Genomic DNA, 25,820 nt, shown 5'->3' with positions numbered 1-25,820 from the left:
CTTAATGTAGTTTAAAGGAGGTTTAATATGGGAATAAATCAGATAATTGTTTATATAATGGTAATATTTATGATATTTGGAGCTTTGGACAAGTGTATAGGAAATAAATTTGGACTTGGTGAAAAATTTGAAGAAGGTTTCAATGCGATGGGTTCTCTTACAATTTCTATGGTTGGAGTTGTTTCTCTAGCTCCAGTACTAGCTAAAGTATTGAAACCAGTTGTTGTACCTATTTATACTGCACTTGGTGCAGACCCTTCAATGTTTGCAACGACATTTCTTGCATGTGATATGGGCGGATATCCTCTTGCACTTAAACTGGCACTTTCACATGATGCAGGGCAATTTGCAGGCTTAATATTAGGTTCAATGATGGGAGCTACTATTGTATTTACTATTCCTGTAGCACTTGGAATTATAAAAAAAGAAGATAGAAAATTTCTTGCAAAAGGTGTGCTTGCAGGTATAATGACAATACCAGTAGGATGCTTCTTTGGTGGTATTGCAGCTGGATTCAACATAGTTATGATATTAAAAAATCTTGTACCTATAATAATATTTGCAGCATTAATAGCAATAGGCTTGTGGAGAGTACCTAATGGTATGATCAAGGGATTCAACATATTTGGAAATGCCGTTACAGTAATGATAACAGTAGGACTTGCTGCTATAATAATTCAAACTCTTACAGGTATCGTAGTAATACCTGGAATGGCTCCACTTTCAGATGGCATACTAATTGTGGGAAATATTGCAATTATGCTTGCAGGTGCTTTTCCACTTGTATATGTTATTACAAAAGTTTTTAAAAAGCCGCTTATGAAATTAGGTGGACTTCTTGGTATGGGAGATGTTGCAGCAGCTGGAATGGTTGCAACTCTTGCAAATGATATACCTATGATCCAAATGATGAAGGACATGGATGATAGGGGAAAAGTGTTAAATGTCGCATTTGCAGTAAGCGCAGCTTTTGTATTTGGTGATCATCTTGGATTTGCAGCAGGTGTAAACAAGCAGATGATATTTCCAATGATTGTAGGAAAGCTTATAGGTGGAATAAGTGCTGTGGCAGTTGCTTCACTTATAGCACCAAAAAGTACTATCAAGAAAAATAGTGTTGAAAAAATTGATGTTAAAAATGCTTAAAGAGAGGTGTGTTTGAAATGGCTGAAATTAGTGAAAAGTTTATTGAAGAAATAGTAAGAAAAATTATAGCTGAAAAATTATCAAATAATAATGACTTTGAAAAGGAAGTTGGCCCTGGAGGAGTTATTCATGTAAAAACTGATACAGTAAAATGTCAAAAATTTGATACGGGAAAAGAAGGGGACAATGTACTGCTTACAGATGTGTTAACTCTTGATGAGAGCCCATATATGGGATGTGGTATTATGGAAATGACTGAAACTACATTTGATTGGACACTTAAATATGAAGAAATAGATTATATTATAGAAGGCAGGCTTGAGATTGTAATAGGTGACAAAAGGATTGGCGGAAATAAGGGTGATATTTTAATGATACCAAGAAATTCAAAAATTAAATTTTCTGTACCTAAATATGCAAAATTTATGTACTGTACTTATCCTGCTGACTGGGCTGAAGAAAATAAGTAATTTGGAATGCTAACTAATTATGGAGAATGAACATAGATTTAAAGGATTAAATCTATGTTCATTCCTTTTTTTTAATTGCTAACAACTTTTTTATCTTAGTATTTTTCATGTCTAAGATATAATTGCTGTTTTTTTGTGACATAAATCACATCTCCTAACAATGATTTTACATATATCTTAATACAGTTTACCCCTCAACATATAATATTCTATAGATGTTGATAGGTGATAATGACAGAGGAATATATTCTTTAATGAACTTAAAACTGATTTTTAAACCATATGCTCTTTTAATGGAGTAGTAGCATTTGAATCTAACTTTTTACAGATTTTTTCATAAACCAATAAACCATTTAAAAGAAGTAATGTGCTGGTGATGAAAAATACATACTTCATACCAAAATATGAAGCTATTTGTCCACCAAGTAAAGAACCGGAAAAGGTACCTAAATAAAATGCGCTCATGTTAAAACCAAACATTCTTCCAGTAAGGGCTTCTGGTGTTATTTTCTTTACCAGTGTATTAATTGATGGTGCTAGTCCTGCTGTTACAAAACCTAATGAAAATCTTAATATGATAAGCTGCCAAGAATTTTTTACAAAAGCTTGAGGTATAAATATTAAACCAGCTATAATAAGTGATGCAAGCATAACCTTTTGAGGTCCAATTTTATCTGACAGTTTTCCAAGCCTTGGAGCTGCAATAATGCTAGCAAGGCCAGAAGCAGAAAATGCCATTCCAGAAATTAAGGCAATATGGGCTGAGCTGCGAGATAATTGAGATATATATACTGTTATTATGGGTTCTATAGAATAAAAGGCAAGCTGTAAAATAAAAGAAGTAGCAAATAAAACAATAGTTAAGTGACAATCAGGAAGTTGTTTCCAAACTTCTTTTGTACTGAGTACTTTTTTATTGGATTTTATAAAGTTTTCTTTTACAAATATTAAAGTTAGAATAAAAACAATTAGCATAAGGATACCAGTAAAGAAAAAAGTAAATTGCAGTCCCAAAATTTCATCAAGATATCCTCCAATAAGTGGCCCAAGTAGTGAACCAGAAATAGAAGCTGTGGACAGCACACCTAATGCCCAACCAGAATGTTCTTTTTCGGTTTGAGTTGCAATTAATGTCATACAAGCTGTACTGTAACCTGCTACAACTCCTTGGAGCATTCTTAAACCAATAAGTTGATATATATTTTGTGCAAGTCCCATAGTTGAAATTACAATAGACATTCCAATACTTGCACGTAAGAGCATTGGTTTTCTACCAATTTTATCAGCTGCATATCCCCAAATTGGTGAAAATATTGCTAAAACTACAAAAGTAACTCCAAAGGCAACTCCAGATATTTGTTCAATAGTAGAGATGTCATGAATACCAAGTTGTTTGATGTAAAGGGGCATTATTGGGGCTATTTGGCTTAGTCCCAAGGCAGTTACAAATGCTCCTAACCAACATACAATTAGGTTTCTTTTCCAAATTTTCAATGATGTCAAGCCTTCTTTCAAAATTACCAACATTAGTTATATGATATATCATACTGCTCAATTTTGAAAGAATAAATTTGAATTACATTTAAATAAATTAACAGTTTTATTTGATAGATCATAAGTTAATATAGCTGTAACTTTTTGCAGTAATATGTAGAGCAAAATATATGTATTTGAAAGGGGATTAAAAATGAGTAATGCTTCTGTTCGTACTAGCTATCAGCTGAGGAAAGTATCTAGAGATCAGTTAAAGGGTAACTGGGGTAAGTGTGTTTTGGTGTGCCTTGTGTATTCACTAATTATTATTGGTATAAATTTTATACCACATGCAGGTATCATTATTTCTTTTTTGATTGTTGGACCACTTACACTTGGTGTTGTAGGATGCTTTATAAAACTTGTAAAATCCGAGAAGTTTCAAGTGGAGGATTTGTTCGATGGGTTTAAAAATCTAGGTTCTGCAATAATACTATATATTATTATGAGCATATTTATTTTTTTATGGTCACTGCTGCTTATTATACCGGGATTAATAGCATCATTGAGGTACTCTATGGCTATGTATGTTCTTAGTGAAAACCCAGATATTCCTGTACTTGAGGCACTTGATGAAAGCAAGAAAATGATGTATGGACACAAATGGGAGTTATTTTGCTTATTGATCAGCTTTTTAGGATGGATAATACTTTCAGTTGTTACTTTTGGCATAGGGTTTATTTTTGTATGTCCTTATATGCAAGCGGCTACTGCAAACTTCTATCAGGATGTAAAGCTTGTACCAATATTGAATAACCAAGAATAGTAAATTATTTAATTTATTGACCAGGACTAGTACTTATGCTAGTCCTGATCAGCTATTATTTACTATTTTCTTTTTCAATGGTGTTATAAGACTTATAAAAATCATTACCATTATTAACATCATCAATTAACTGTGATAGACCTTTTTGGCCTACAATAGATAACCATCTATGTACTTCATGCTTTGCCAAAGTGTAATTTAACACTCTTGTATCTAAATCAGCTGCATAAAATTGGGTATATGAATTTAAAGTTTTCATATCAGGTATTTTTGTACCATTTTGAGTTTCCTTTATCCATTGTCCCTCAGAGTATTTAGGTCTATTATCTACTTGCATTGCCATTCCCTCATCAAACCACACAGGTATTTTTGTACTTTTATGAATCCTGTAGGCTAACTCGCTGTGAGTGAGTTCGTGAGAAATTACATTAGTATTTAACCCCTCTGGTCCCAGAACTATGTAGCTACCTAGTATAGTTTTTTGTGTAGCTCCTGTTTTATTTTCAACACCAAATTTTTTTAAGGCTGTTGAATCTTTGCTAATTATAAAGACAGGTTTAGCATTGAAACTTCCATATAAATTGGCCACAATGTTTTTAGATTTGGAAATGGTACTCAATATATTATTTATATCTTTATCAGAAGTATTTGGCTGTACATAAATGTTTTGGGATACCTCTTTAAAATTTGACAAGCTTACTGTATAGCAATTTAATGCATGAACAGTTGATTTATCTGATGCTATAAAAAATAAAGCAAAAATCACCATAAATACTATGGAACTTTTAATAATATTTTTTTTCATAAAATTCCTCCAAAGTGATATATTTGCAAATCATGTTATAAACAGAGTTCTTAGTATCAGATGGAGGTTTAACTCCACCTGATGCTTATTAACAGGATTCTTAGTGCTTCAGCACTTAGAAGGCGTTATCCTTTAGGAAAAATCGTTATCCAGGGACGTATCCGCTCTTTACTCCCACTTGGAAAAGAGGGAAAGTATTAGAGCGGGTAGTCATCGGATAAATATATGACTTGCATTTTGTACTGTCAATAACAAGATTTGGTTCAATTATAACTTTAATTGCAACCACAAAAGTTATAATTGTGTAAATATAATGTAAAAATATTTTGTATAAGTAGTTGAGTTTTCTCTCAAAATATATATTAATGATATATCTAATCAGGAGGTATATAATGAAAAATTCAAAAATAATTAAAGTAAGGAAAGATCATGAGGGTAAGATTACAGATGTATTACTTGAAAATGGTGAGGTGCTTCCTTTAAATCATGCTATAATGATGGCAAGGGAGCACATAATTGAAGGAGTTGGCGTATTTAAAGGTAAAGATGGAGGAGAATATTTAGTAGCTGACCCTGATGTTATGGATGTTGAAAATTTAAAGGATTTACCAAGATTTTAACTTGATTATGGTTTAAGTCTAGTTGCTAAGATTTCTATATTCTATAAATAAGATAAAAAAACATTAAAATCAATGCACTCTTCTTTTATCAAAAAAAGAAGAGTGCATAAGAACTTTTGTTTATTCAATTTGCCATGGATTTTCTTTGCCTTCCATGAATAAAACACAACTTAAAATAGAATGTTCTACCATATCACTTACAGCTTGATCTGTATAAAAAGCTGTGTGAGGTGTTACAATTACATTTGGAAAAGATTTTAAAATTGCCATTTCCCTTTTATCTAGTATCTCACATTTTAAATCGTTATAGCAAAGTCCGAATTCATTTTCAATAACGTCTATAGCTGCACCACCAATTTTTTTATTTTCAATGGCATCTATAAGATCTTCAGTATTGATAAGTGAGCCTCGGGCTATATTGATAATAAATGTACCATCTTTCATAAGTGCTATGGAATCCTTATTTATCATGTGATAATTGTCATCTGTTGCAGGTGCATGCATTGTAATAATGTCACTGTTTTTAAAGAGATCTTCTAGTGTAACATATGTAACATACTTCTTTATTTCTTCATTCTCATATAAATCATAAGCTAATATTTTGCAGCCAAATCCACTTAAGCGACTTATAACTGCACGGCCAATTCTTCCTGTACCAATAACACCTACAGTTAAATTGTGAAGCTCTTTACCTTGAACACCTTTTAAAGAATAATCCTGTACATTACTTCGTTCTATAATAGCTTTCGTTTTTCTTATAGCCATAAGAATCATCATAATTGTATAATCGGCTACACTATTTGGTGAATAGTTTACATTGCCTATATGGACACCTAGCTCTTTTGCCTTTTTTATGTCTATATGGTCATATCCTATTGTTCTTGTAGATATAAATTTTACTCCAATTTCATGAAATTTTTCTACTAATTTATCTGAAATTTTAGTTGTGATAATGCTGATGCAGTCAAATCCCTTGGCCAAGTCTGCATTTTCCATAGTTGGTGGATCATCACACAATACAACCTCCACGTCGTATTTTTTACTGAATTTTTTGAAATATTCAGTTTCATCTTGTCTATGACTATATGCCAAAACTTTCATTGTATTCTAGCTCCCCCTTTTTATGAATAATATTTACTATATATAATTTTATAGTAACAAGGGATATAATTCAATATTACCTTTATATTTACTATATTTGATTGATATTCAATTTGTTTAGAGATATGATAATTGTAATGATATTAAGTTATTAGCTTGGAGGGATGAATATGATAAAAGAACTAGTTTTAAAAAATAGATCCTGTAGAAGATTCTATCAGAATGAAAAAATAACTGTGGAAACTTTAAAATATTTGGTGAACCTTGCCAGATTATCAGCATCAGGTTCAAATTTGCAGCCACTAAAATATGTTATATCAAATACAGAAGATAATAATGAAAAAATATTTAAGACTTTGGGTTGGGCAGGATATTTAAAGGACTGGGATGGACCTGAAGAAGGTGAAAAACCAAGTGGTTATGTTGTTATACTTAATGACACATCTATTAGTAAAAGCCCATCATTTGATCCTGGAATAGCAGCTCAAACTATTTTACTAGGAGCTGTAGAAAAAGGATTTGGCGGATGTATGCTGGGAAATGTGAATAAAAAAGAATTAAAATCAAATCTTAATTTGGATGAAAAATATGAAATTATATTGGTAGTAGCTCTTGGAAAGCCAAAGGAACAAGTGGTTATAGAAGCTATGGATTCAAATAATGATGTGAAGTACTGGAGAGACGAGAATAAAGTCCATCATGTACCAAAAAGAAGTTTAGAAGATATAATTTTAGACATTTAGATATTTCTAGGTTGAAAGTTCACTTATACAATATCATATAATGACAAATTTCATCACTATAAAAACTTTTAATAAGTCTAAAGCTTGGTATTTTTAAAACCTAAAGGAACTTAGATCAACTCGTACCTCAAACATATCTAAGTTCCTAAGGTTTTCTAAAATACCAAGCTAAGACTTATTTAAAAAAGTTTTTAAATGTGATTTCAATTTTGTCATTATATTTCATGTATAAGTTCAAATTTCAAGCTAGAATACCACGTACAGTGTTGCTCTTAAAACTCAATTTATACTCCGGATATCTTTTACAACCTTCAGTTCATTAAATATTTTGATAAGTCTAAGTAAAAAATTCTAAAAAAGCTAAGAACTTTTGAAAACTCGTACCTCAGACAATTCAAAAGTTCTAAGTTTTTACGAATTTTTTCTAAGACTTATATACAAAATATTTAAAAAATTTCATTATTGTAAATATATTCCTGCATATAAGTTGAGTTTTAAGTTAGAAAATATACAGATAAATATATATTTATATACATTTATCTGATGGCTACCAGCCGTAATACCCCATCACACACAGCGAAAGCGACTGTCGCCAAATCAATGATTTGGGACATCTCCTTTTCTTATAAAGTGGGGGATAATGGCTGATACGTCCCTGGATAGCGATTTACCCTAAAGGATAACGCCTTCTAAGTGCTAAAGCACTATGAATCCTGTTAACAAGTTTTAGATGGAGAAAAAAACTCCACCTGAAACCAAGAACTCTGTTTATTTTTAGAAGTAACATCGTACGAAACTTTTTAGTTCAAATTTGCTAGTATACGTGAAATTTTTATTTACAATGTTAAAAATGGAATATAGGATAAAAAACGATGAAAGTTAGTATAAATTATGTATGCAAAAATTGGCATAAAAACTGAAGGTAGCAAATTTGCTATTTTTATTTTAGTTATGTTGAGCATATTTAGGGCAAGTCCAATAATGAGAAGACTTCCTATTCCAGTCATATCAGCAATAACTGAGCTCGTCAGAACACTTTTTAAAAACACTGCTCCAAGGGTTATAGCACCCTGATATACAAGTACACTTACAGATGAAATCATTACACCAATACCTAAAGAAGAAGAAAAAATAATTGCGGAAACTCCATCTATTACTGATTTTGCAAAAAGTGTTTTGTAATTTCCGTCAAGACCTGCTTCTAGAGATCCGACTATTGCCATGGCTCCAACACAAAATAAAAGGCTTGATGTTACGAACCCTTCTGATATCTTTCCACCTTTAGTTTTAAATTTACTTTCTATTAAGTTTCCTAGACTTGTTATATGTTTGTCTATATCTATTAGTTCTCCTAAAATTGTACCTATTACTATGGATATTATTAGAGTAAGTACGTTATTTGTCTTTAAAGAACCTGAAATTCCAATGTATAGAACACATAAAGCAAGTCCACTAAAAACACTTTCTTTAACTTTTTTTGGTATACCATTTTTTAAAAATATTCCGATTATACTTCCTATTATTATGGAAATAAAGTTTACTATAACTGCTATCATGTTTATCAAACCACCTATTTTTCTTATCTACATAGGGATATTATATACTTTTATAATAGGCATTGTAAACAAAATCTTATAACCATATTTTCATAAAGTGCATTTTAGATGCCCAATCTTTTACGTAAGTTATGTTTAATGCATTAAAAGTATGCTGAGATATGAGTGGGTGGCCGTTACGGAAAGAAGTAATGATGGCAGAATGGGCTATTGTACCTTTACTATTTCGATAAAATATCAGGTCGCCTATCTCAAGAGAAGAAATAGAAGGCACTTCTCTTCCTTTTATGCCGTAGGAATTTTTTTCAGCGTTAATTTTTAAATACCAGTAAAGAGAACCTGCTACAGTCCAGGAAACTGACCATTTATTAGTTCTAATGTTATACCACCAGGTGTTTTTACCTGAAAAGACCATAGGCGCTCCTCCTGAATGCAAGCACTGTGAAGTGAAATTTGTGCAGTCACCGCCGATAGTTTGGTATATGGAAAAGTATTTATAGTTTGGATTGGGGGTGAGAGCGTACTTTACTGCATAATTTACAGCTGAAATTCTAGAGTAGGATGAAGTATCTCTATAACTCATGATTTCTCCTATAAAATTAATTACAATATATTTTATGTATAAATCTTATGCAAGTGCGTAAAATAACAAATCTAATTTTTACTTTACAATTCTATAGGATATAATAATTATAGAGTTGTAAAGGATAAAAAGGAGAGGTGATAGGCCAACATGAACATTTCATTTTTAGGAGGAGCTAGAGAAGTAGGTGGAAGTTGTATCCTTTTGAACATATATAATAAAAATATACTTCTTGATTGCGGCATAAGACAGAGTTCCTCTAAAGATACCCTGCCTGATTTTAAATCAATTCAAGATCAGGGAGGAGTAGATGTTATAATTGTAAGTCATGCCCATATGGATCACATAGGTTCTCTGCCTATAATAAGTAAGGAATATCCAGGGGCTAGAATATATACAACTAGAATGACAAAGGATTTAATGAAAGTACTTTTGTATGATAGTTTGAAAATAATGAAGAATAGAGAAGGAGAAATTCCACTTTATGCTGAAGGAGACGTTATAAGCATGTTAAACCGGGTGGTTCCTATAAATTACATGGTGGAATTTTCTATATTTGAAAATATAAAACTCACTTTTTATACAGCAGGTCATATAGCAGGAGCCGCTTGTATTTATATTACGACTCCAGAGGGATCATTATTTTATTCTGGGGATTTCTCAATATTTTCACAAAAAACTGTGGAAGGGTTGAAAGTTCCAAAACTAAGACCAGATGCAGCAATCTTTGAATCCACTTATGGAGATAGACTTCATTCAAATAGAGAAGTGGAAGAGGAAAAACTTATTGATACAATAAATGACTGCATAGAGAAAAAAGGAAAAATGCTTATTCCTGCTTTTGCTCTTGGAAGGGCTCAGGAAGTGCTTCTTATTATAAAAAAAGCAGTAAATAAAAATATATTAAAAGATACTAAAGTTTATGTGGATGGTATGATAAAGGATATAAACAGGACCTACAAATTAAATCCACTGTACCTTAAAAATTCTTTAGGAAAAAAGATACTCAGAGGAATTGAACCTTTTTATGATGACAATATAATTGCAGTAGATAATAATAAACTTAGAGAAGAGGTACTAAAAGATGACGAGCCTTGTGTAATAGTGTCAAGTTCAGGAATGCTTACAGGAGGATACAGTCAATATTATGCAGAAAAAATAGCCCCTATGGAAAATGGGTACATAGTTATAACGGGATATCAGGATGAGGAATCCCCTGGAAGAAAGCTATTAAATCTTTTGGATGAGGAAAAGGACAAAAAACTTTATATAAATGAAAAAACTGTTCCTGTAAATTGCAAGGTAGAAAAAGTAGGACTTTCTGCCCACAGTGACAAATATGAAATAAAATCTCTTATAGATTTTTTAACACCTAAAAATATATTTCTAGTTCATGGAAATGAAGAGGTAGTGGAAAATTTATCAAAAGAGCTTTCCAAAGATGTAAGAGGAAGAGTATATGCACCTAGGTGTAGTGAAGTTTATGAAATAAATATAAAAAACCCAAGAAAACAGTGGAAAAAAAATATTGATAAAGTTATGAACTCTTGTGAAGAAATGGATGAAAATAATGTGAAAAGGTTATGGGAGTTTGTGCGTTATAATTACGGTGAAAGACTTTTTACATTAGAAGAACTTATATTTATATGGAAGGGAAATAACAAGGGCAAAAATGCTTTAGAAGATTTTCAAAGAATTATAGTAGAATGTCCTTATTTCGAAAGTGACACAAGGAGATTGTTTTTATTTAAAATCAATTCTGAGGATAAGGTCTCTCAGAGTTTAAAAAATAATGAGATTAAATTAAATGAATTAAAAGAAGCTGCAGACAAATATTTTAATAAATTTAATACAAAGAAAATTAGTTTCATATGTGATCAGAAAAAGGTGATTTTAAATTTTGATTTTCCAGGTGTAGTGGATAAGAGTATATACGGGAAAATAAAAAAATTTGAGGAAGAGGTTAAGTGGAAGGTAGAAATAAATAATTCTGTAAATATAAATGCAGTTTCCGAAGTCGTAAGGATAAATTTACAGAATATATCTATTAAAAAAATATCCTATAGATTAGGAGAAAACCAGGTTGTAGTTATGTTGAATTCTAAATGTAATGTGGAAAAAGAAAAATTAGCTGAAATTGAGAACATTACAGGACTTCAAGTATTAATACAATCTCCAGGAATAGATCTAAAAGATAGTATGCTTATTAAAGCTGAAGATGAGTGCGAAATGATGGAACAAAATAAAGCTTTAAATATAATAGATGAAACTTTTGAAAGAGAACAGTTTAGGCCTTACAAAAAAAGTATAAAGTCAAATTCTAAAGGAAGATACATAGAACTTACATTTATAAGTCCTATAATTGGTAAAAAATATGAAAAAAACATAGAGGAATTAGTTCATCTTACAGGGTGGAATATGAAAGTATCAAATAGTGCAAATCAGAATGAAATATTGCAAATTGCATCTATACTTTGTAAAAGTAAAGGTATAGATTTGAAAAAAAATCCGTCTTTTAATAGCAGTAATTTAAGTGTGGAGTTAAAATTAGAAGATGATAATGTAGAAAATATGGAGGATGTAAAGAAAGAATTTGAGTATAAAACTGGATGCATGTTAAAATGGTAGAGATCAGACCCCACAAGGGGCTTGTTTTTTTAACACTATTTACAATAAAAGTATGATGTATTATAATTTAAATAACCCCTATAGGGGGATAAGGAGATGTTTATATGGAAAAACACAATCATCCAAATAATAAAGCAGTTGTAAATAGATTATCCAGGATAATTGGACATCTGGAGGCTGTAAAGCGTATGGTAGAAGAAGGAAGAGACTGTAGTGAAGTTATTATTCAAATATCTGCAGTAAGATCTGCACTTAATAATACAGGAAAAGTAATATTGAAAGATCATATCAATCATTGTGTGAAGGATGCAGTTGAAAAAAATGATACAGAGGTCTTAGATAATTTGAATAATGCCATTGATAAATTTTGGGAATAATTTTTAAATTGGGAGTGTTATAAATGAGGAATACCAAATTATATCCAATATTTCAAGCTTTTTTTTCTGCACTACTTTTTGGAGCCAGTGCACCTATTTCAAAGATCCTTCTTGGACGAATAGATCCAGTTCTTTTGGCTGCTCTCTTGTATATTGGAAGTGGTGTAGGACTTTTAATATTTCAGATATTAGAAAAAATTTTATACAAAAAAGATATAGAGGAAGCAGGATTAACTAAAAGAGACTTTCCATGGCTTTTAGGGGCTGTTATTTTTGGGGGGATTTTAGGGCCTATAATTCAAATGATAAGCTTAAAAGTAACGCCAGCATCTACTGCATCACTTCTTTTGAATTTTGAAGGTGTAGCTACCACAATTATTGCAGCACTATTTTTTAAAGAGAACATCGGCAAGAGAATTGGTGCGGCTATAATATGTATACTCTCTGCTAGTGTAATTTTATCCTGGAATTTTACTGGCCAGTGGGGAATATCTTTAGGGGCTTTGGGAATAATATTGGCCTGCGTATGTTGGGGGATAGATAATAATTTTACAAGAAACATATCTGCTAAAAATCCTTATACTATAGTTATGGTTAAAGGATTGGGAGCAGGAACATTTTCACTAATTTTGTCAATTATTTTAGGAAATCATTTGCCGGACTTTAAAATAATTTTTATGGCATTGCTGCTTGGATTTTTAAGCTATGGATTTAGTACAGTTTTGTTTGTGTTTGCAATGAGAAATTTAGGCAGTGCTAGAACTAGTGCTTTTTTCAGTGCAGCACCTTTTATAAGTACTATATTGTCTTTTATTTTACTAGGAGAAGTTCCAGGTGTTACTTTTGCACTTGCACTTCCTCTTATGATTGCAGGAACGGTTCTTATTATAAGGGAAAATCACAGCCATATGCACGTTCATTTGTATATGGCCCATGAACACAGGCATTGTCATACAGATGGACATCACAATCATCATCATCCTGGTATACCTGATAGCGTGTATCATACGCACTATCACGTTCATGAGAGAATGGAACATTGTCATCCACATACTCCAGACTTGCATCATAGACATGCTCACTAAAAAATAGAGTTTCTAGATTGAAAGTTAACTTATACAGATCATGTAATGACAAATTTCAACACCATAAAAACTTTTGACAAGTCTAAAGCTCAGCATTTAGAAAATCTAAGAACCTTAGCTAAACTCGTACCTCAAACATATCTAAGCTCCTAAGATTTTCTAAAATGTCTCGCTAAGACTTATGGAAAAGTTTTTAAAGGTGCTTTCAATTTTGTCATTACATTTTATGTATAAGTTTAAATTTCAATTGAAAACTTACAGGGGTTCTAACTAAAAAATCAACTTATACGTAGGCATATTTTTACAATAATGAAGCTCTTTTAAATATTTTGCATATAAGACTTAGAAAAAAATTTCTTGAAAAATCTAGAACTTTTGAATTGTTTGAGGTACGAGTTTTCAAAAGTTCTCAGTATTTTTCAAAATTTTTTACTTAGCCTTATCAAAATATTTAATGAGCTGAAGGTTGTAAAAAATATCCCGTAGCATAAGTTGATTTTTCGTTTAGAAACTCTATATTTATTTCAGGTAATTTCTAATTTTGATTATTTTTCCGTCTTTTATATATACCCTTGGAACTCTTCTACTTATGGAGCAGAGTATTTCATAACTTATAGTTCCAATTGTTTTAGCTATATCTTCCGCATCAAATTTCAATCCGTTTTTTTCACCCATGAGTATTACTTCATCGCCTACATTTACTTCACCTGCATCTGTAACATCTATCATGCACTGATCCATACAGATGTTACCAACTACTGGTGCAAATTTACCATTGACTATTACTTTTGCCTTTCCTGAAAGCATTCTAGTATAGCCATCTGCATATCCTATTGGAAGTGTAGCTATTACACTTTTTCTTTCAGATTTGAACTTCCTTCCATAGCCAACGTATTTTCCAGCTTCTAATGTCTTTACATAAGCTACTTTAGCTTTTAAACTCATTACAGGTTTTATGCTTAGATCATTTCTATCTACGTCATCTGAAGGGTAATATCCATAAATTATTATTCCTGGTCTAACTGCATCACAATAAGTGTCTTGTAATTCCATTATAGCTGCACTATTTGCAATATCTCTCATGCTTATTTTTATCTTTCTATTTATGAGCTCATTGTAAAATGTTTTGTACTTTTCAAATTGTTCCTGTGAATATGTTTTGTCTTTTTCATCTGAAGTGGAAAAATGAGAAAATAAGCTTTGTATTTCTATATTTGGAAGTTTGCTTATGTTGTATATTTCTTCTATGCTATTTTCATTTGGCTGGAATCCTATTCTTCCCATTCCAGTATCTACTGCAACGTGTATTTTTGCAGTTTTCCATTTATTTTTAGCTACTTTTGATAATTTACTTGCATATTCATAAGAAGGCACCACTGGCTCTACATTATAATCTATTATGTCATTCAAAAAAGTATCTGGGACTATGCCAAGTATCATTATGGGAGCTTTAATTCCATTTTCTCTAAGTTCTATTGCTTCATCTAACTCAGATACGGCCAATCTATTTACTCCATTTTCTAATAAAACTTGTGATACTTCTAAAGCTCCATGGCCATAGGCATTAGCTTTAACAACACCTATCAGTCCTTTATTATTACCAACTTTCAGCTTTATTTGACGTATATTATATACAAGATTGTCTAAATTAATTTCTTCCCATACAGGTCTGTAATCTTTAAACAAAACACATTCTCCTTTCGATATTGATAGATATTGTCCACTCAACAATAATGTATAATTAAAAATTAAGAGTTAAGAATTAATAGTTATAGATGATTATTAATTCTTAACTTAAATATAATTTTCAATTAGTAAAAATTTATTGATGTCTATGAATGTAATTTCAAATTAGAGTGAATATTGAATTATTTTATCCAATAGTTGGGTAAAGGACATATCAATTCCACGAGCACTCTTAGGAAATAGGCTATTTTTTGTAAGGCCTGGTAAAGTGTTTAGTTCAAGTACATAAGGAATACCATTTTCAACTATTATATCTACCCTTGCATAACTTTTGCATTTGAGAACTTCCCAGCATTGAACACATATTTTTTCAACTTTTTCCTGAAGGGATTTTTCAAGTTCTACAACTATTTCATCAGAACCACCATCTGCATATTTTGCAGTATAGTCAAAGAATTCTGCATTAGGCTTTATTGCAATTACAGGAAGAGTTTTACCTTTTAACATACAGCATGTTATTTCATCTCCCTGTATATATTTTTCAATAACAACTTCAGTGTCATAATCTAGAGCTAACTTTACATTATTTTCAATATCTTCTTTTTTCTTAACTATATTAGTAGCAACACTTGAACCACCACAGTTAGGTTTTACAACTACAGGATAGCCTATTTCATCCAATTTATCATAATCAATTTCTTCTATAGATTTAACACAAATCCATTTGGCAGTATTTATGTCTGCAGATTTTAACACTTTTTTACTCATGTCTTTGTCCATGCAAATGGCACTTGTCAAAGGTCCGCATCCTGAGTAAGGTATATCCATGGTTTCAAGTACTGATTGTATAGTACCATCTTCACCAAATTTACCGTGAAGTGCAATAAAGGCAAAATCTATATCTTTTACTTTTTCAAGAACATCTCTCTTTTTATCTATAACAATGGGTACAACTTCATATTTATTTTTATCTAAGCAGTTTACTATTTCTTTACCTGAATTTAGTGAAACCTCTCTTTCAGAAGATATTCCACCCATTATAACTCCTATTTTCATGTTAATTCCTCCACTGAACTTGTTATTTAATATTTTTCAATTACTATGTCTAATATTTATTTTATACATTTTCCATATAAAATAAAGAACCACAGGATAACTAGTTTATCCTAAATGTGGCTTTATGGATAGGGAAGAATATTAAGTTAAAAGTAAAGTAAAAAATCTTTGAGAACAGAAAATGTTACTGTTGACATCTTTAAATTTCGCTGTTATAATGTAAATCACAAGTTAACAAAATTTAATATTAACTTATCAAGAGAGGTGGAGGGACTGGCCCTATGAAGCCCGGCAACCAATGCTATTTTTAATAGTATAGTGGTGCTAATTCCTGCAGCATAAGCTGGAAGATGAGAGGATCATTGAGATTTTTAGCTCGAGGTTGTTCCTCGAGCTTTATTTGATTTTGAATTGAAAATATGATATGAAAATTTTATATCTCAGCTTAATGTTTAGAAATTGTCTATTATTTTATAATTGGAGGGAATCAAAATGAAAAAATTAATTACAGCTATTTTATCGCTAACATTGATCTTGGCATTAGCTGGATGTGGTGCGCAAAGCAGTACAAGTTCTTCAAGCAGTAGTAAAGGTGATGACAAAAAAGTAATAAAAGTAGGGGCATCTCCACAGCCTCATGCTGAAATACTAGAAAAGGTAAAACCTATACTAAAGAAACAAGGATACGATTTACAAATAGTTCAGTTTACAGATTATGTAACTCCTAATAAGGCTTTGGATTCAGGGGATATAGATGCAAACTTCTTTCAGCATATTCCATATTTAAATGAATTCAATAAAAAGAATAATACAAATTTAGATTATGTAGCAAAAGTACATCTTGAACCTATGGGGGTTTATTCTAATAAAATCAAGAGCTTAAAAGATTTGAAAAATGGAGCTGAAATTGCAATACCAAATGATCCTACAAATGGTGCAAGAGCATTAAAATTATTAGCTCATGAAGGAATTATAAAAGTAAAGAGTGGAGATCTTATTTCAAAATTAGATATAACTGAAAACAAGAAAAACTTAAAATTCCAGGAACTCGATGCACCACAACTCCCAAGAACTTTAACAGAAGTAGATGCGGCAGTTATAAATACAAACTATGCACTTCAAGCAAAGTTAAATCCACTTAAAGATGCTATTGCCATAGAATCTAAGGATTCACCTTATGCTAATATAATTGCTGTTAAAAAAGAAAATAAAGACAAACCTTATATTAAGGCATTAGCAAAGGCTGTTAACGATCCATCAATTAAGAAGTTTATACAGGAAAAATATAATGGAAGCATAGTTCCAGCATTTTAGAAAATAAAGTTGTAAGTAAAAAGTTGACATATACAGCGGAGTATGTTGCTAAATTTCACTACTATAAAAAAATTTTTAAATGTAGCTTCAATTTTGGCAGCATATTCACCTTATATAAGTTCAAATTTTACTTAAAAATACTATATATAGTAATCTAACTTGAAATAAGCTTATACGTATAGATATTTTTACAATAAATAGGCGCATTTAAATATTTTCTACTAAGACTTGCTAAAATATTTAATCGTGCTTGTGGTTGTAAAAATGTCAGAAGTGTAAGTTTATTTTTTAGTTATGAATAATACATATTTTGGATTTTTAGTTTAGGATTCGTTAGAGTAAATTATTTATGTTGAATAATTTTTATATAATAATTAATATTTAATTGATAAATGTATCTTTATATCCAGTAATAAAAAACATTAATTCTATAACAAAATTATAAAATTGGTAGAAATAATTAAGAACAATATGAGTTAATATCATACAATATAATGTGAAGAACTTTTATGGAGAATTATGTATGAAACAAAATAAAATAATTTCAAATGACTCCACAAATTACAATTTAGTTGAGGATAGTTTTAAACATAACTGTTATGGCTGGTATGCTTATTTGTATAAATATTTGTATCTTTGTTGTTATTTACACTGTTGTCCATATAAAGTACCTGCTTATTGGAATCCATTTTTTTATAAATATGGCTTGCATATGAATGATGGAATGATACAAGAACGCTATTATGAACCTCCAAATAATGATATGCACCTTGTTATAAATTCTAATAATATAAAAAAGTTATCTAAACACTTTCGGAAAACTACTGATTTAACTAATTTTAAAGGTAATAAAGTTATAAACTTAAATGGATTAGCTAATTTAAATATATCTGGCAGTTCCCAATTCTCTGAAAATAGTCTTATATTAATTAAACAATCCCTAGGTGATGCTATGCCAATAATTATAGTTGACTTAAGACAAGAATCACATGGATTTATTAACGGTATAGCGATAAGTTGGTCAGGTAACAGAAACAAAGCTAATAAAGGCTTGACTAAAGAAGAAGTTTTATTTGATGAAAATACGAGATTACAAAGCATCTTATTAAACAAACCACTATATATTAGTGATAAAATATTAATACCGAAAAAAGTTGAAGATGAAGAAAAATTAGTTCAAAGCTATGGTATGTCATATATGCGTATACCAGTAACAGATAAAGAAAAGCCTACTAATGACATGGTTGATTATTTTATAAAATTCGTTAAGTCATTGTCAAAAAATACCTGGCTACATTTTCATTGTAAAGGTGGAGTAGGAAGAACAGGTACTTTTATGGTAATGTATGATATAATGAAAAACGCTAAAAATGTTAGTCTCCAAAATATAATGGATAGACAGGTCTTACTAGGAGGAAAAAACTTACTTAGAGATGAACTATACCTAATGAACCGATCCAAACAAAGAGCTAAATTAATAGAAAGATTTTATATATATTGTGTTGAAAATGATGACAACTTTAAAACTACATGGTCACAATGGATTAGAACTTAGTGGTATATTCTAAAAAACAGGCAGTCCAAATTTAAGATGAAATTGGACTGCCTGCTGATGATAGACAAAATAAGAATATTGTGTGTTAATTGTCTTATTATAAAGATAGTATTGGAAATAGCTTGTTTTTATAGTAAAAGTCTGCTTGATATATTGTTGGTATTACTATAAACCTGATTCTTTGAATTGACTTTCTGCTTTATCAGTTAATTTGTGAAGAGGCTTTTTTAAGACAGAAATAATCAAGAATGCACCTGCAAAAGCCATTAAAGTGAGGAAATCCTTATACACATTACTCCAAATAGGTCCTGCTATAGCTTCCCTGAATCCATTTATAGCATATGTAAAAGGCCAAAGAGGTTCTAGTACTCCAAATATTTGAGGCAAGGTTTTTACAGGATAAAGTCCTCCTGCCCCTGCAATTTGAAAGACCATGATTATAACTGCAGCGGCTTTTCCAATGTTACCCATAATAGATACTAATGTAACTATAATAATAGTGAAAGTAAAGCTGCAGGTAAATGCAAATCCCATCATAAGCCATAAATTTTCTGGCTTTATCCCTACTATATATATGTCTCCTAAAGTTATAATGGTAGTTTGTATAATTGATATTATTAAAAATAGAAGTAATTTGGCAAAGTATTTATGTGACAATTTCACATTTTCTCCACTTTCGAGATCTTTACATTTTAGTGTTAGCATGGAGCATAACAACAAAGCTCCCACCCATATTGCAAGAGTAGTATAAAAAGGCGTTATTCCATATCCAAAAAGACCTGAATTATATAGTTCAACATTTTTCAATTCAATAGGTGATGATATAAAATCTGATATTTTATTAGGATCTTTCTCCATTATATTTATTATTGAAGTTAAGTTTTCATCGTTTAAGTCCTTTATTTTATCACTTAATTTGTTTAAGTTATTTTGAATATCTATTAGCTTTTTACTTAACCTATCTCTTTGATTAACTAAATTTTTACTGCTTGATATTCCTGAGTTTGCCATAAGATTTAATTCGGGTACCAATTGCCCAGTTGCATTAAGTATTGAATCAATACTATCTAAATTGGATGTCAATGTGTCTGATAATAAATTCATGGATTCATATGTTCCTGAATAAAAGATATTTGATATATTGCTTATATCTTCTGATGATTCACTACTTAATGATGAAAGTTCATATATAACTTGATTAATACTATCTTGTGAAGAGTTGCTATTTATTAAATTCTTTAACTCAGCCAAATAATTGTTTTCAGTGCTTAACGAATTTCTTAGGGACTTCAATGAGTTTATAAGATCACTTGTTATATTAGTATTTATAAATCCATTTATCTCATTTAGAATTTTAATATCAGTATCTATACTATCTATTAAAGAATTATTCAAATTACTCATATTTTCTATAATACTTGCAGCTGAACTTTTGCCAGCATCCATATTATTTATATTTTGCAGGTTGTTAAGCAAAAGTTGAACTTGATTTTCTTTTGACTCAATTTCATTTATATCTTTATTTAAATCACTTTGCATAGAGTTTAGAGATTCCTTGGTAGATAAAGTCAGTGTTCTGCTCTGTGCTACAATATTATGAAGACTAGTTATCTCTTTGGACAATTTTGGTAAATCTGTTTGAACTCCACTTAGATATTGCTGCAGACTTTTGGAGTTGGAATTTTCCTGTGACATATTACCTTTTATATCATTTAAGGTAGATATTGCTTGAGGTAAAGCATCCTTTAATTGTAAAATTTGCGGCTTGTCTGTTTCAAGCTTTTTACCTGTAGAGTTTAGCATTTTAAGAGCTTCCATGTTTACGGATTTTGTAAGAGAACTTTTTATAGTATCTGCTAAGGAATTTTTAGCTGAATCTGTAATTTTAGTGGCTATTCCATTTAGCTTTTCATTAGATTTATAGATTATACTAGGCTTTTCAGGTGATGCTGTAATTAAAGTGGAAAGTTTGCTGGAAAAGTCAGCAGGTATCTCTATAAGTGAATAATATTTTCCTGAATTAAGATTATAATTTCCCTGCCAGTCATCTATAAAAATCCAATTTATAGAATTATTTTTCTTTAAATTTTTAACTATTTCATTTCCAACATTTAAATTTTTACCGTTAATAGTTGTACCGCTGTCATTGTTTACTACACCTATAGGCATTCTATTTGTATTGGCATAAGGATTCCATGAGGCTTTAATGCTAATCCAAGCATAAAGAGATGGAAGGACGCACAATAATAAAATTAAAGCAAGCACTGATGGAGTTTTTATTATATTTTTAAAATCTCTTTTTAATAGTTTGAATATTACCTTCAATGTATTTCCTCCTAAAATTAATATTGTTTAAGGCATTTTCTTTCAAATGCTTTAATCTCCTATACCAGATTGTGAAAGCTTGGCTCTAAACTTATAGATTTTATTTTGCAAAGGTTTCTTTAAAAATATACCTAATAGTATAAAACACATTGAAATTAAAATCATAAACGTAAAATCCATAACTACAGTACTTATAAGAGGTCCTGCGATAGCTTCTCTGAATCCACTTACTGAATAGGTAAATGGAAATAAAGGCTGCATTATTCTAAAAATAAGTGAATCAAGCTGTATTGGATAGGTTGCTCCACTTCCTGCTATTTGAGTTATAAGCCAAACAATGGATATAGCCTTCCCCAAGTTACCAAACATAGAAACAAGGGTGTATGTTATTACAGTAAAAGTAAAAGATGAAACTAGAGCTACCATTATCATTAAAAATGTATTTACCATTTGGACATTTAGCAAAAGTTTATCCCCAATAGCAACTATAAATCCCTGTGCTAATGCAAAAACTATAAAGGTACTCATTTTACCAAGATACCTTTCTTTAAAGCTCAATCTTTCATCACCTTTAAATCTATCTGCATCTGTTTTAAAAATGGATACAAGAATAATAGATCCAATCCAGATTGAAAGTGTAGTATAAGCTGGAGCCATGGAAGATCCAAAGTTTGAAATAGTGTATATATTTTGTTCCTTCACATTAAATGGGCTTGATGCAAGGCTACCCATAAAATCAGGGTTATTTTGCAATATGGTGATTATCTGTATTATGTCATTATTAGTTACTAGCTTAAGTTTATCTGCCAAATTGTTAATAATACCCTTAAATTCCAGTAATCTATTGTTTAGTTTGCTGGATGAATTTGCTGTCAGCTCACTTCCGTTTATTAACGCATCTAAGGAATTATCTCCATGGGAAGTAAGATCTTGTATAGATTTTAAAACAGAAGAAGCTTTATCTGTGGACTCAACAAGTTCAGCCGCCGTGGAATTTAAGCTTTTTCTTACCTGCCCATTGTATGCATTGGTTTCATCTATTAATTGCTGATTTAAATTTGCAGTGTCATTTGTTATTGAATTAATCAAATCCCTATTTATTTCATTTGAACTTTCAAGTTGTTTTTGGATATCGTTTATTTTCTTTTTCTCTGTATTTAATGAATCCCTAGTATTTTTTAATGAATTTATAAGTTCTGATGTACTGTCATCGTTTTTAAAATTATTAAATTTTTCAAGAATGTTAATGGTTGAATTGATTTTATTATATAATATATTTATCTCATAATTGATTTTAGTTACAGCGGTATCTATATTTGAATACTTGGAAGTTGAAACTACTGAATTAAAATTTAAGATCGAATTTTGAATCCTATATATATCAGTCTTTGAGGTATTTAAATTAAATGCAATGTTATCAAAGGTATTGTTCATGGAAGACTGAAGGGATAGCACAGATGAATTGTTTGTGTCATTACCATTTTCTAAAGTAGTTATTCTTGAATTTATCATAGGAATACCTGATTTAATTTGAGAAAGCGTTGAATTAAAATCATTTGAATCATCACTTATGCCTCCAAGAACATCTGTTATAACATCCATATTGTCACTTAATTTTATTATTGCATCCTTCAAATTTATAATGTTTTGTTTATCATTTTCTGCATTTTTACCAAAAATGTTCAAAGAAAAAAATATAGTTTGATTTACTGTATATATAAAATTTGATTTTATTTGTTCTGCTAGCGTGTTTCTTGCTGCATCAGTTATTTTAAGAGCTACAGGACTATTTTTTGTATTCACTTTATAAATGATCTCAGCTTTTTTAGGAGTATTTGATGTTATGCTTGTAATATTCCTTGAGAAATCTTCTGGAATCTTTATCATGGCATAGTATGTACCATCTATGATACCCATATCCGCGTTTCTAGCGTTTACAAATTTCCAGCCTATTTTATGGTTATCTTTTAATTTTTCTACGATTTCATTTCCTGTATTTAAATTTTTTCCGTTAAAGTTCGTACCCTTGTCCTCATTAACTATGGCTACAGGAATGCTGCTTGTATTTCCATAAGGATCCCAACATGCTTTTATATTGACCCATGCATAGAGAGATGGAAGTATGCATACACCTGCAACAATCAACATTGTCATTTTATTTTTAACAATACTTTTCATATCTCTTTTAAAAACTTGTATAATATTTCTTAGCATATATGAATCCTCCTAAAATAAATATCTAAAATAAATATATGGAAAATTATTCTCAATAATGAAATTATATAATATTTAAATATTAACTGACTAGTCAGTATTATTGAAACATTTTTTTTACTATATGTCAATAACTTATTTATTAATATTATTCTTTATTTATTAGTAAAATTGTGCAAGAATATATTTGAGGTGAAACTTGTTATGTTTTCGGAACTTAAGATAAATAAAGATAGGCTTGTATATATACAGCTAAAAGATTATATTAAAGATATGATACTTAAGGGTATGCTTAGAAGTGGAGAAAAACTTCCTTCCACAAGAGAGATGGCTTCAATGCTAAAAATAAGCAGAAATAGTGTAATGTATGCTTATGAATTTTTGCAAGATGAAGGATTTGTATACATGAAAAAAGGAAGGGGTACCTTTGTATCGGATGTAAAAGTAGATTTTCAGGAAAAGTGGAGTATAGATTGGGAAGACAAAATAAATCAATATGGCAAACTTTCCGAAAGATTAGATATAATAAAACATGAAGCAAAATGGGAAAAAGGAATGATATCCTTTAAAAGTATAGCTCCTGATGAAAAACTTTTTAATGTAGATGAATTTAAAAAAGCTTTTTTAAATCGTATGTCTATAGAAGGAGAAAAAGTGTTGAATTATGGGTATGCTAAAGGTTATAGGCCCCTTATTCAATATTTACTTAAATATATGGAAAGTAAAGGAGTTTGTACAAAGGAAAAGGATATACTTATAACAAATGGATTTACCGAAGGATTTGATTTAATATTATCTTGTCTTACGGAAAGAGGAGATAATATACTTTGTGAAAATCCAACTCATAATACTGCAATTAAAATTATGAAACTACATGGACTCAATATAACTGGAGTAAAAGTTGAAAAAGACGGAGTATGTTTAAAAGATCTTAGTGAAGAGCTGAAAAAAAATAAATTTAAGATATCATATTTTATTCCATCCTATCAAAATCCTACAGGTATTGTCATGCCTCCTGAAAATAGGGTGAAGTTATATAACATACTTAAAAGTTATAGTGTACCTATAATTGAAGATGGATTTAATGAAGAGCTTAGGTATTCAGGAACTCATGTATCACCTATAGCTGCTTTTAGCGGTAGTGGAAATAGTATTATATATATAGGAAGCTTTTCAAAGGTATTATTTCCTGGAATAAGGATAGGATGGATACTCGCGGATGAAGTACTTATAAACTATTTAGAGAGTTGCAAAAGGGCTAGGAATATTCATACTTCTTCTCTGGATCAGGCAATTTTTTATGATTACTTAAATCAAGGCAATTTTGAAAAGTACATAAAGAAAGCTCGAAGAGTATATAAGGAAAAATATGAATTCACCTTAAAGTGTGCAAGAGAGAATATACCTTGTGAAGAGATATTTGGTGAGGGGGGAATGCATATATTTATAAAGCTAAGGAATATAAGTTCCAGAAAGCTTTTAGAAAGATGCTGCAAGAGAGGAGTAATATTTACTCCTGGTGATGTATTTTATGTAAATGATGAGGGATATGATACTTTTAGGCTTGGATTTTCAAGAGTCAGTGAAGAAGATATAAAAAAAGGAATTATGATAATAGGCCAGGAGGCTAAAAAAATAGGAGGATGGACTTGATGAAAAGAATATCGGAAAAAACACTGTATAAAGGAAAGTGGATTCAATTACAGGAAATAACTTATACAGGAAAAAATAATGAGGAGTTAAAGTGGGAAAGAATAAAGAGAACCAATACTACAAATACAGTAGTAATAGTTGGCAAACTCGTACCATCTAATAAGTATATATTTATCAAACAATACAGAGCTGCTATAGATAAATACGTTATTGGATTTCCAGCAGGTCTTGTGGAAGGGGATAATATAGGCGAAAATGCACTACGAGAATTGGAGGAGGAAACTGGATATAAGGGAGAAGTAAAGTCAATGAGCCCTATGCTTTATTCAAATCCTGCACTTTTAACGGATAAGGTTACGTTAGCAAGGGTTGATATATATGAAGATTTAATGGAAAATCAAATTCCCATACAAAAGCTGGAGCCAGAGGAAGATATACAGGTAATTGCACTTCACAGAGAAGAACTTAAAGACTTTTTGATTAAAGAACAGGCAAGGGGAACTGCTATAGGAATGGGTGTATGGTATGTTTTTTATGGATTAAGCTAAGAATAATGTTTTTGTATTTAGTTGAATAATAACTGTTAGTATGATATATTTTTAAC

21 protein-coding genes and 1 riboswitch are annotated in these 25,820 nt (G+C 30.5%); of the genes, 12 read left to right on the top strand and 9 right to left on the bottom strand.

Features of this window, described 5'->3' with window-relative positions; all coding sequences use genetic code 11:
* Positions 1-27 precede the first annotated feature (27 nt).
* Complete coding sequence (gene eutH / locus CLCOS_RS11910) at positions 28-1,146, top strand: ethanolamine utilization protein EutH (RefSeq protein WP_063600123.1); 1,119 nt, start codon at positions 28-30, stop codon at positions 1,144-1,146.
* A gap of 17 nt (positions 1,147-1,163) precedes the next feature.
* On the top strand, positions 1,164-1,616 hold the full coding sequence (locus CLCOS_RS11905; RefSeq protein ID WP_063600124.1) for a cupin domain-containing protein: 453 nt from the start codon (positions 1,164-1,166) through the stop codon (positions 1,614-1,616).
* A 273-nt stretch (positions 1,617-1,889) separates the two neighbouring features.
* On the opposite strand, the gene CLCOS_RS11900 is transcribed toward CLCOS_RS11905, so the two are convergent.
* Positions 1,890-3,110, bottom strand: a complete 1,221-nt coding sequence (locus tag CLCOS_RS11900) for a multidrug efflux MFS transporter (protein ID WP_063600125.1) — start codon at positions 3,108-3,110, stop codon at positions 1,890-1,892.
* A 193-nt stretch (positions 3,111-3,303) separates the two neighbouring features.
* Between CLCOS_RS11900 and CLCOS_RS11895 the strand changes: the two genes are divergently transcribed.
* The gene (locus CLCOS_RS11895) at positions 3,304-3,915 is read left to right on the top strand and encodes a DUF975 family protein (RefSeq protein ID WP_013239852.1); all 612 of its coding nucleotides are present in this window, start codon (positions 3,304-3,306) and stop codon (positions 3,913-3,915) included.
* A gap of 55 nt (positions 3,916-3,970) precedes the next feature.
* Here the strand turns inward: CLCOS_RS11895 and CLCOS_RS11890 are convergent, their stop codons facing one another.
* Positions 3,971-4,720 carry a hypothetical protein gene (locus CLCOS_RS11890; RefSeq protein ID WP_063600126.1) on the bottom strand — a complete coding sequence of 250 codons (750 nt, stop codon included), beginning with the start codon at positions 4,718-4,720 and terminating at the stop codon, positions 3,971-3,973.
* A 392-nt stretch (positions 4,721-5,112) separates the two neighbouring features.
* Here CLCOS_RS11890 and CLCOS_RS11885 point away from each other — a divergent pair, with 392 nt between their 5' ends.
* The gene (locus CLCOS_RS11885; RefSeq protein WP_013239850.1) at positions 5,113-5,340 is read left to right on the top strand and encodes a DUF3892 domain-containing protein; all 228 of its coding nucleotides are present in this window, start codon (positions 5,113-5,115) and stop codon (positions 5,338-5,340) included.
* A gap of 120 nt (positions 5,341-5,460) precedes the next feature.
* Here the strand turns inward: CLCOS_RS11885 and CLCOS_RS11880 are convergent, their stop codons facing one another.
* Complete coding sequence (locus tag CLCOS_RS11880; RefSeq protein ID WP_013239849.1) at positions 5,461-6,441, bottom strand: D-isomer specific 2-hydroxyacid dehydrogenase family protein; 981 nt, start codon at positions 6,439-6,441, stop codon at positions 5,461-5,463.
* Between the two features lie 170 nt (positions 6,442-6,611).
* On the opposite strand from CLCOS_RS11880, the gene CLCOS_RS11875 reads away from it, so the two are divergent.
* A complete protein-coding gene (locus CLCOS_RS11875) occupies positions 6,612-7,184 on the top strand; it encodes a nitroreductase family protein (protein ID WP_013239848.1) in 573 nt (190 codons plus the stop codon).
* Between the two features lie 836 nt (positions 7,185-8,020).
* On the opposite strand, the gene CLCOS_RS11870 is transcribed toward CLCOS_RS11875, so the two are convergent.
* Both CLCOS_RS11870 and CLCOS_RS11865 read right to left on the bottom strand, forming a co-directional pair.
* Entirely contained in the window at positions 8,021-8,740 is a 720-nt protein-coding gene (locus CLCOS_RS11870) for a DUF554 domain-containing protein (protein WP_013239847.1), read from the bottom strand.
* 76 nt (positions 8,741-8,816) lie between these two features.
* Positions 8,817-9,323, bottom strand: a complete 507-nt coding sequence (locus tag CLCOS_RS11865) for an amidase domain-containing protein (protein ID WP_063600127.1) — start codon at positions 9,321-9,323, stop codon at positions 8,817-8,819.
* A 150-nt stretch (positions 9,324-9,473) separates the two neighbouring features.
* Between CLCOS_RS11865 and CLCOS_RS11860 the strand changes: the two genes are divergently transcribed.
* From CLCOS_RS11860 to CLCOS_RS11850, 3 genes are all read left to right on the top strand, one after another.
* Positions 9,474-11,951, top strand: a complete 2,478-nt coding sequence (locus tag CLCOS_RS11860; RefSeq protein ID WP_063600128.1) for an MBL fold metallo-hydrolase — start codon at positions 9,474-9,476, stop codon at positions 11,949-11,951.
* Positions 11,952-12,055: 104 nt separating this feature from the next.
* Positions 12,056-12,328, top strand: coding sequence for a metal-sensing transcriptional repressor (locus tag CLCOS_RS11855; protein WP_013239844.1), 273 nt, complete (start codon positions 12,056-12,058; stop codon positions 12,326-12,328).
* 23 nt (positions 12,329-12,351) lie between these two features.
* Positions 12,352-13,413 carry a DMT family transporter gene (locus CLCOS_RS11850; protein WP_013239843.1) on the top strand — a complete coding sequence of 354 codons (1,062 nt, stop codon included), beginning with the start codon at positions 12,352-12,354 and terminating at the stop codon, positions 13,411-13,413.
* Between the two features lie 519 nt (positions 13,414-13,932).
* Here CLCOS_RS11850 and alr read toward each other — a convergent pair.
* On the bottom strand, positions 13,933-15,099 hold the full coding sequence (gene alr / locus CLCOS_RS11845) for an alanine racemase (RefSeq protein ID WP_013239842.1): 1,167 nt from the start codon (positions 15,097-15,099) through the stop codon (positions 13,933-13,935).
* A gap of 165 nt (positions 15,100-15,264) precedes the next feature.
* Entirely contained in the window at positions 15,265-16,155 is an 891-nt protein-coding gene (locus CLCOS_RS11840) for a D-alanine--D-alanine ligase (RefSeq protein WP_063600129.1), read from the bottom strand.
* A gap of 249 nt (positions 16,156-16,404) precedes the next feature.
* Positions 16,405-16,512: riboswitch (SAM riboswitch) on the top strand.
* Positions 16,513-16,647: 135 nt separating this feature from the next.
* On the opposite strand from CLCOS_RS11840, the gene CLCOS_RS11835 reads away from it, so the two are divergent.
* Both CLCOS_RS11835 and CLCOS_RS11830 read left to right on the top strand, forming a co-directional pair.
* Positions 16,648-17,469, top strand: coding sequence for a MetQ/NlpA family ABC transporter substrate-binding protein (locus tag CLCOS_RS11835; protein WP_063600130.1), 822 nt, complete (start codon positions 16,648-16,650; stop codon positions 17,467-17,469).
* A 523-nt stretch (positions 17,470-17,992) separates the two neighbouring features.
* The gene (locus CLCOS_RS11830) at positions 17,993-19,024 is read left to right on the top strand and encodes a fused DSP-PTPase phosphatase/NAD kinase-like protein (protein ID WP_063600131.1); all 1,032 of its coding nucleotides are present in this window, start codon (positions 17,993-17,995) and stop codon (positions 19,022-19,024) included.
* Positions 19,025-19,189: 165 nt separating this feature from the next.
* Here CLCOS_RS11830 and CLCOS_RS11825 read toward each other — a convergent pair whose 3' ends face one another.
* Entirely contained in the window at positions 19,190-21,349 is a 2,160-nt protein-coding gene (locus CLCOS_RS11825; RefSeq protein ID WP_063600132.1) for a YhgE/Pip domain-containing protein, read from the bottom strand.
* 51 nt (positions 21,350-21,400) lie between these two features.
* Positions 21,401-23,563, bottom strand: coding sequence for a YhgE/Pip domain-containing protein (locus CLCOS_RS11820; protein WP_063600133.1), 2,163 nt, complete (start codon positions 23,561-23,563; stop codon positions 21,401-21,403).
* A gap of 204 nt (positions 23,564-23,767) precedes the next feature.
* Here CLCOS_RS11820 and CLCOS_RS11815 point away from each other — a divergent pair, with 204 nt between their 5' ends.
* Both CLCOS_RS11815 and CLCOS_RS11810 read left to right on the top strand, forming a co-directional pair.
* On the top strand, positions 23,768-25,216 hold the full coding sequence (locus CLCOS_RS11815; protein ID WP_013239836.1) for a PLP-dependent aminotransferase family protein: 1,449 nt from the start codon (positions 23,768-23,770) through the stop codon (positions 25,214-25,216).
* Positions 25,216-25,764, top strand: a complete 549-nt coding sequence (locus CLCOS_RS11810; protein ID WP_013239835.1) for an NUDIX domain-containing protein — start codon at positions 25,216-25,218, stop codon at positions 25,762-25,764. The genes CLCOS_RS11815 and CLCOS_RS11810 overlap by 1 nt, the downstream gene beginning before the upstream one ends.
* The last annotated feature ends 56 nt before the right edge of the window (positions 25,765-25,820 follow it).

The organism is Clostridium coskatii (genome assembly GCF_001675205.1).
GTDB classification, from domain to species: domain Bacteria; phylum Bacillota; class Clostridia; order Clostridiales; family Clostridiaceae; genus Clostridium_B; species Clostridium_B ljungdahlii.
Note: the sequence above shows the minus strand (reverse complement) of the source record. Positions and strands in the feature narration are given on the sequence as shown.

What these genes read in the sequence shown, in the direction of transcription:
- CLCOS_RS11855 (WP_013239844.1), top strand. Translation starts at nt 12,056, where the DNA reads ATGGAAAAACACAATCATCCAAATAATAAAGCAGTTGTAAATAGATTA.
- CLCOS_RS11840 (WP_063600129.1), bottom strand. Translation starts at nt 16,155, where the DNA reads ATGAAAATAGGAGTTATAATGGGTGGAATATCTTCTGAAAGAGAGGTT.
- CLCOS_RS11850 (WP_013239843.1), top strand. Translation starts at nt 12,352, where the DNA reads ATGAGGAATACCAAATTATATCCAATATTTCAAGCTTTTTTTTCTGCA.
- CLCOS_RS11865 (WP_063600127.1), bottom strand. Translation starts at nt 9,323, where the DNA reads ATGAGTTATAGAGATACTTCATCCTACTCTAGAATTTCAGCTGTAAAT.
- CLCOS_RS11830 (WP_063600131.1), top strand. Translation starts at nt 17,993, where the DNA reads ATGAAACAAAATAAAATAATTTCAAATGACTCCACAAATTACAATTTA.
- CLCOS_RS11820 (WP_063600133.1), bottom strand. Translation starts at nt 23,563, where the DNA reads ATGCTAAGAAATATTATACAAGTTTTTAAAAGAGATATGAAAAGTATT.
- CLCOS_RS11880 (WP_013239849.1), bottom strand. Translation starts at nt 6,441, where the DNA reads ATGAAAGTTTTGGCATATAGTCATAGACAAGATGAAACTGAATATTTC.
- CLCOS_RS11890 (WP_063600126.1), bottom strand. Translation starts at nt 4,720, where the DNA reads ATGAAAAAAAATATTATTAAAAGTTCCATAGTATTTATGGTGATTTTT.
- CLCOS_RS11815 (WP_013239836.1), top strand. Translation starts at nt 23,768, where the DNA reads ATGTTTTCGGAACTTAAGATAAATAAAGATAGGCTTGTATATATACAG.
- CLCOS_RS11885 (WP_013239850.1), top strand. Translation starts at nt 5,113, where the DNA reads ATGAAAAATTCAAAAATAATTAAAGTAAGGAAAGATCATGAGGGTAAG.
- CLCOS_RS11860 (WP_063600128.1), top strand. Translation starts at nt 9,474, where the DNA reads ATGAACATTTCATTTTTAGGAGGAGCTAGAGAAGTAGGTGGAAGTTGT.
- CLCOS_RS11905 (WP_063600124.1), top strand. Translation starts at nt 1,164, where the DNA reads ATGGCTGAAATTAGTGAAAAGTTTATTGAAGAAATAGTAAGAAAAATT.
- eutH (WP_063600123.1), top strand. Translation starts at nt 28, where the DNA reads ATGGGAATAAATCAGATAATTGTTTATATAATGGTAATATTTATGATA.
- CLCOS_RS11875 (WP_013239848.1), top strand. Translation starts at nt 6,612, where the DNA reads ATGATAAAAGAACTAGTTTTAAAAAATAGATCCTGTAGAAGATTCTAT.
- CLCOS_RS11895 (WP_013239852.1), top strand. Translation starts at nt 3,304, where the DNA reads ATGAGTAATGCTTCTGTTCGTACTAGCTATCAGCTGAGGAAAGTATCT.
- CLCOS_RS11870 (WP_013239847.1), bottom strand. Translation starts at nt 8,740, where the DNA reads ATGATAGCAGTTATAGTAAACTTTATTTCCATAATAATAGGAAGTATA.
- CLCOS_RS11810 (WP_013239835.1), top strand. Translation starts at nt 25,216, where the DNA reads ATGAAAAGAATATCGGAAAAAACACTGTATAAAGGAAAGTGGATTCAA.
- CLCOS_RS11835 (WP_063600130.1), top strand. Translation starts at nt 16,648, where the DNA reads ATGAAAAAATTAATTACAGCTATTTTATCGCTAACATTGATCTTGGCA.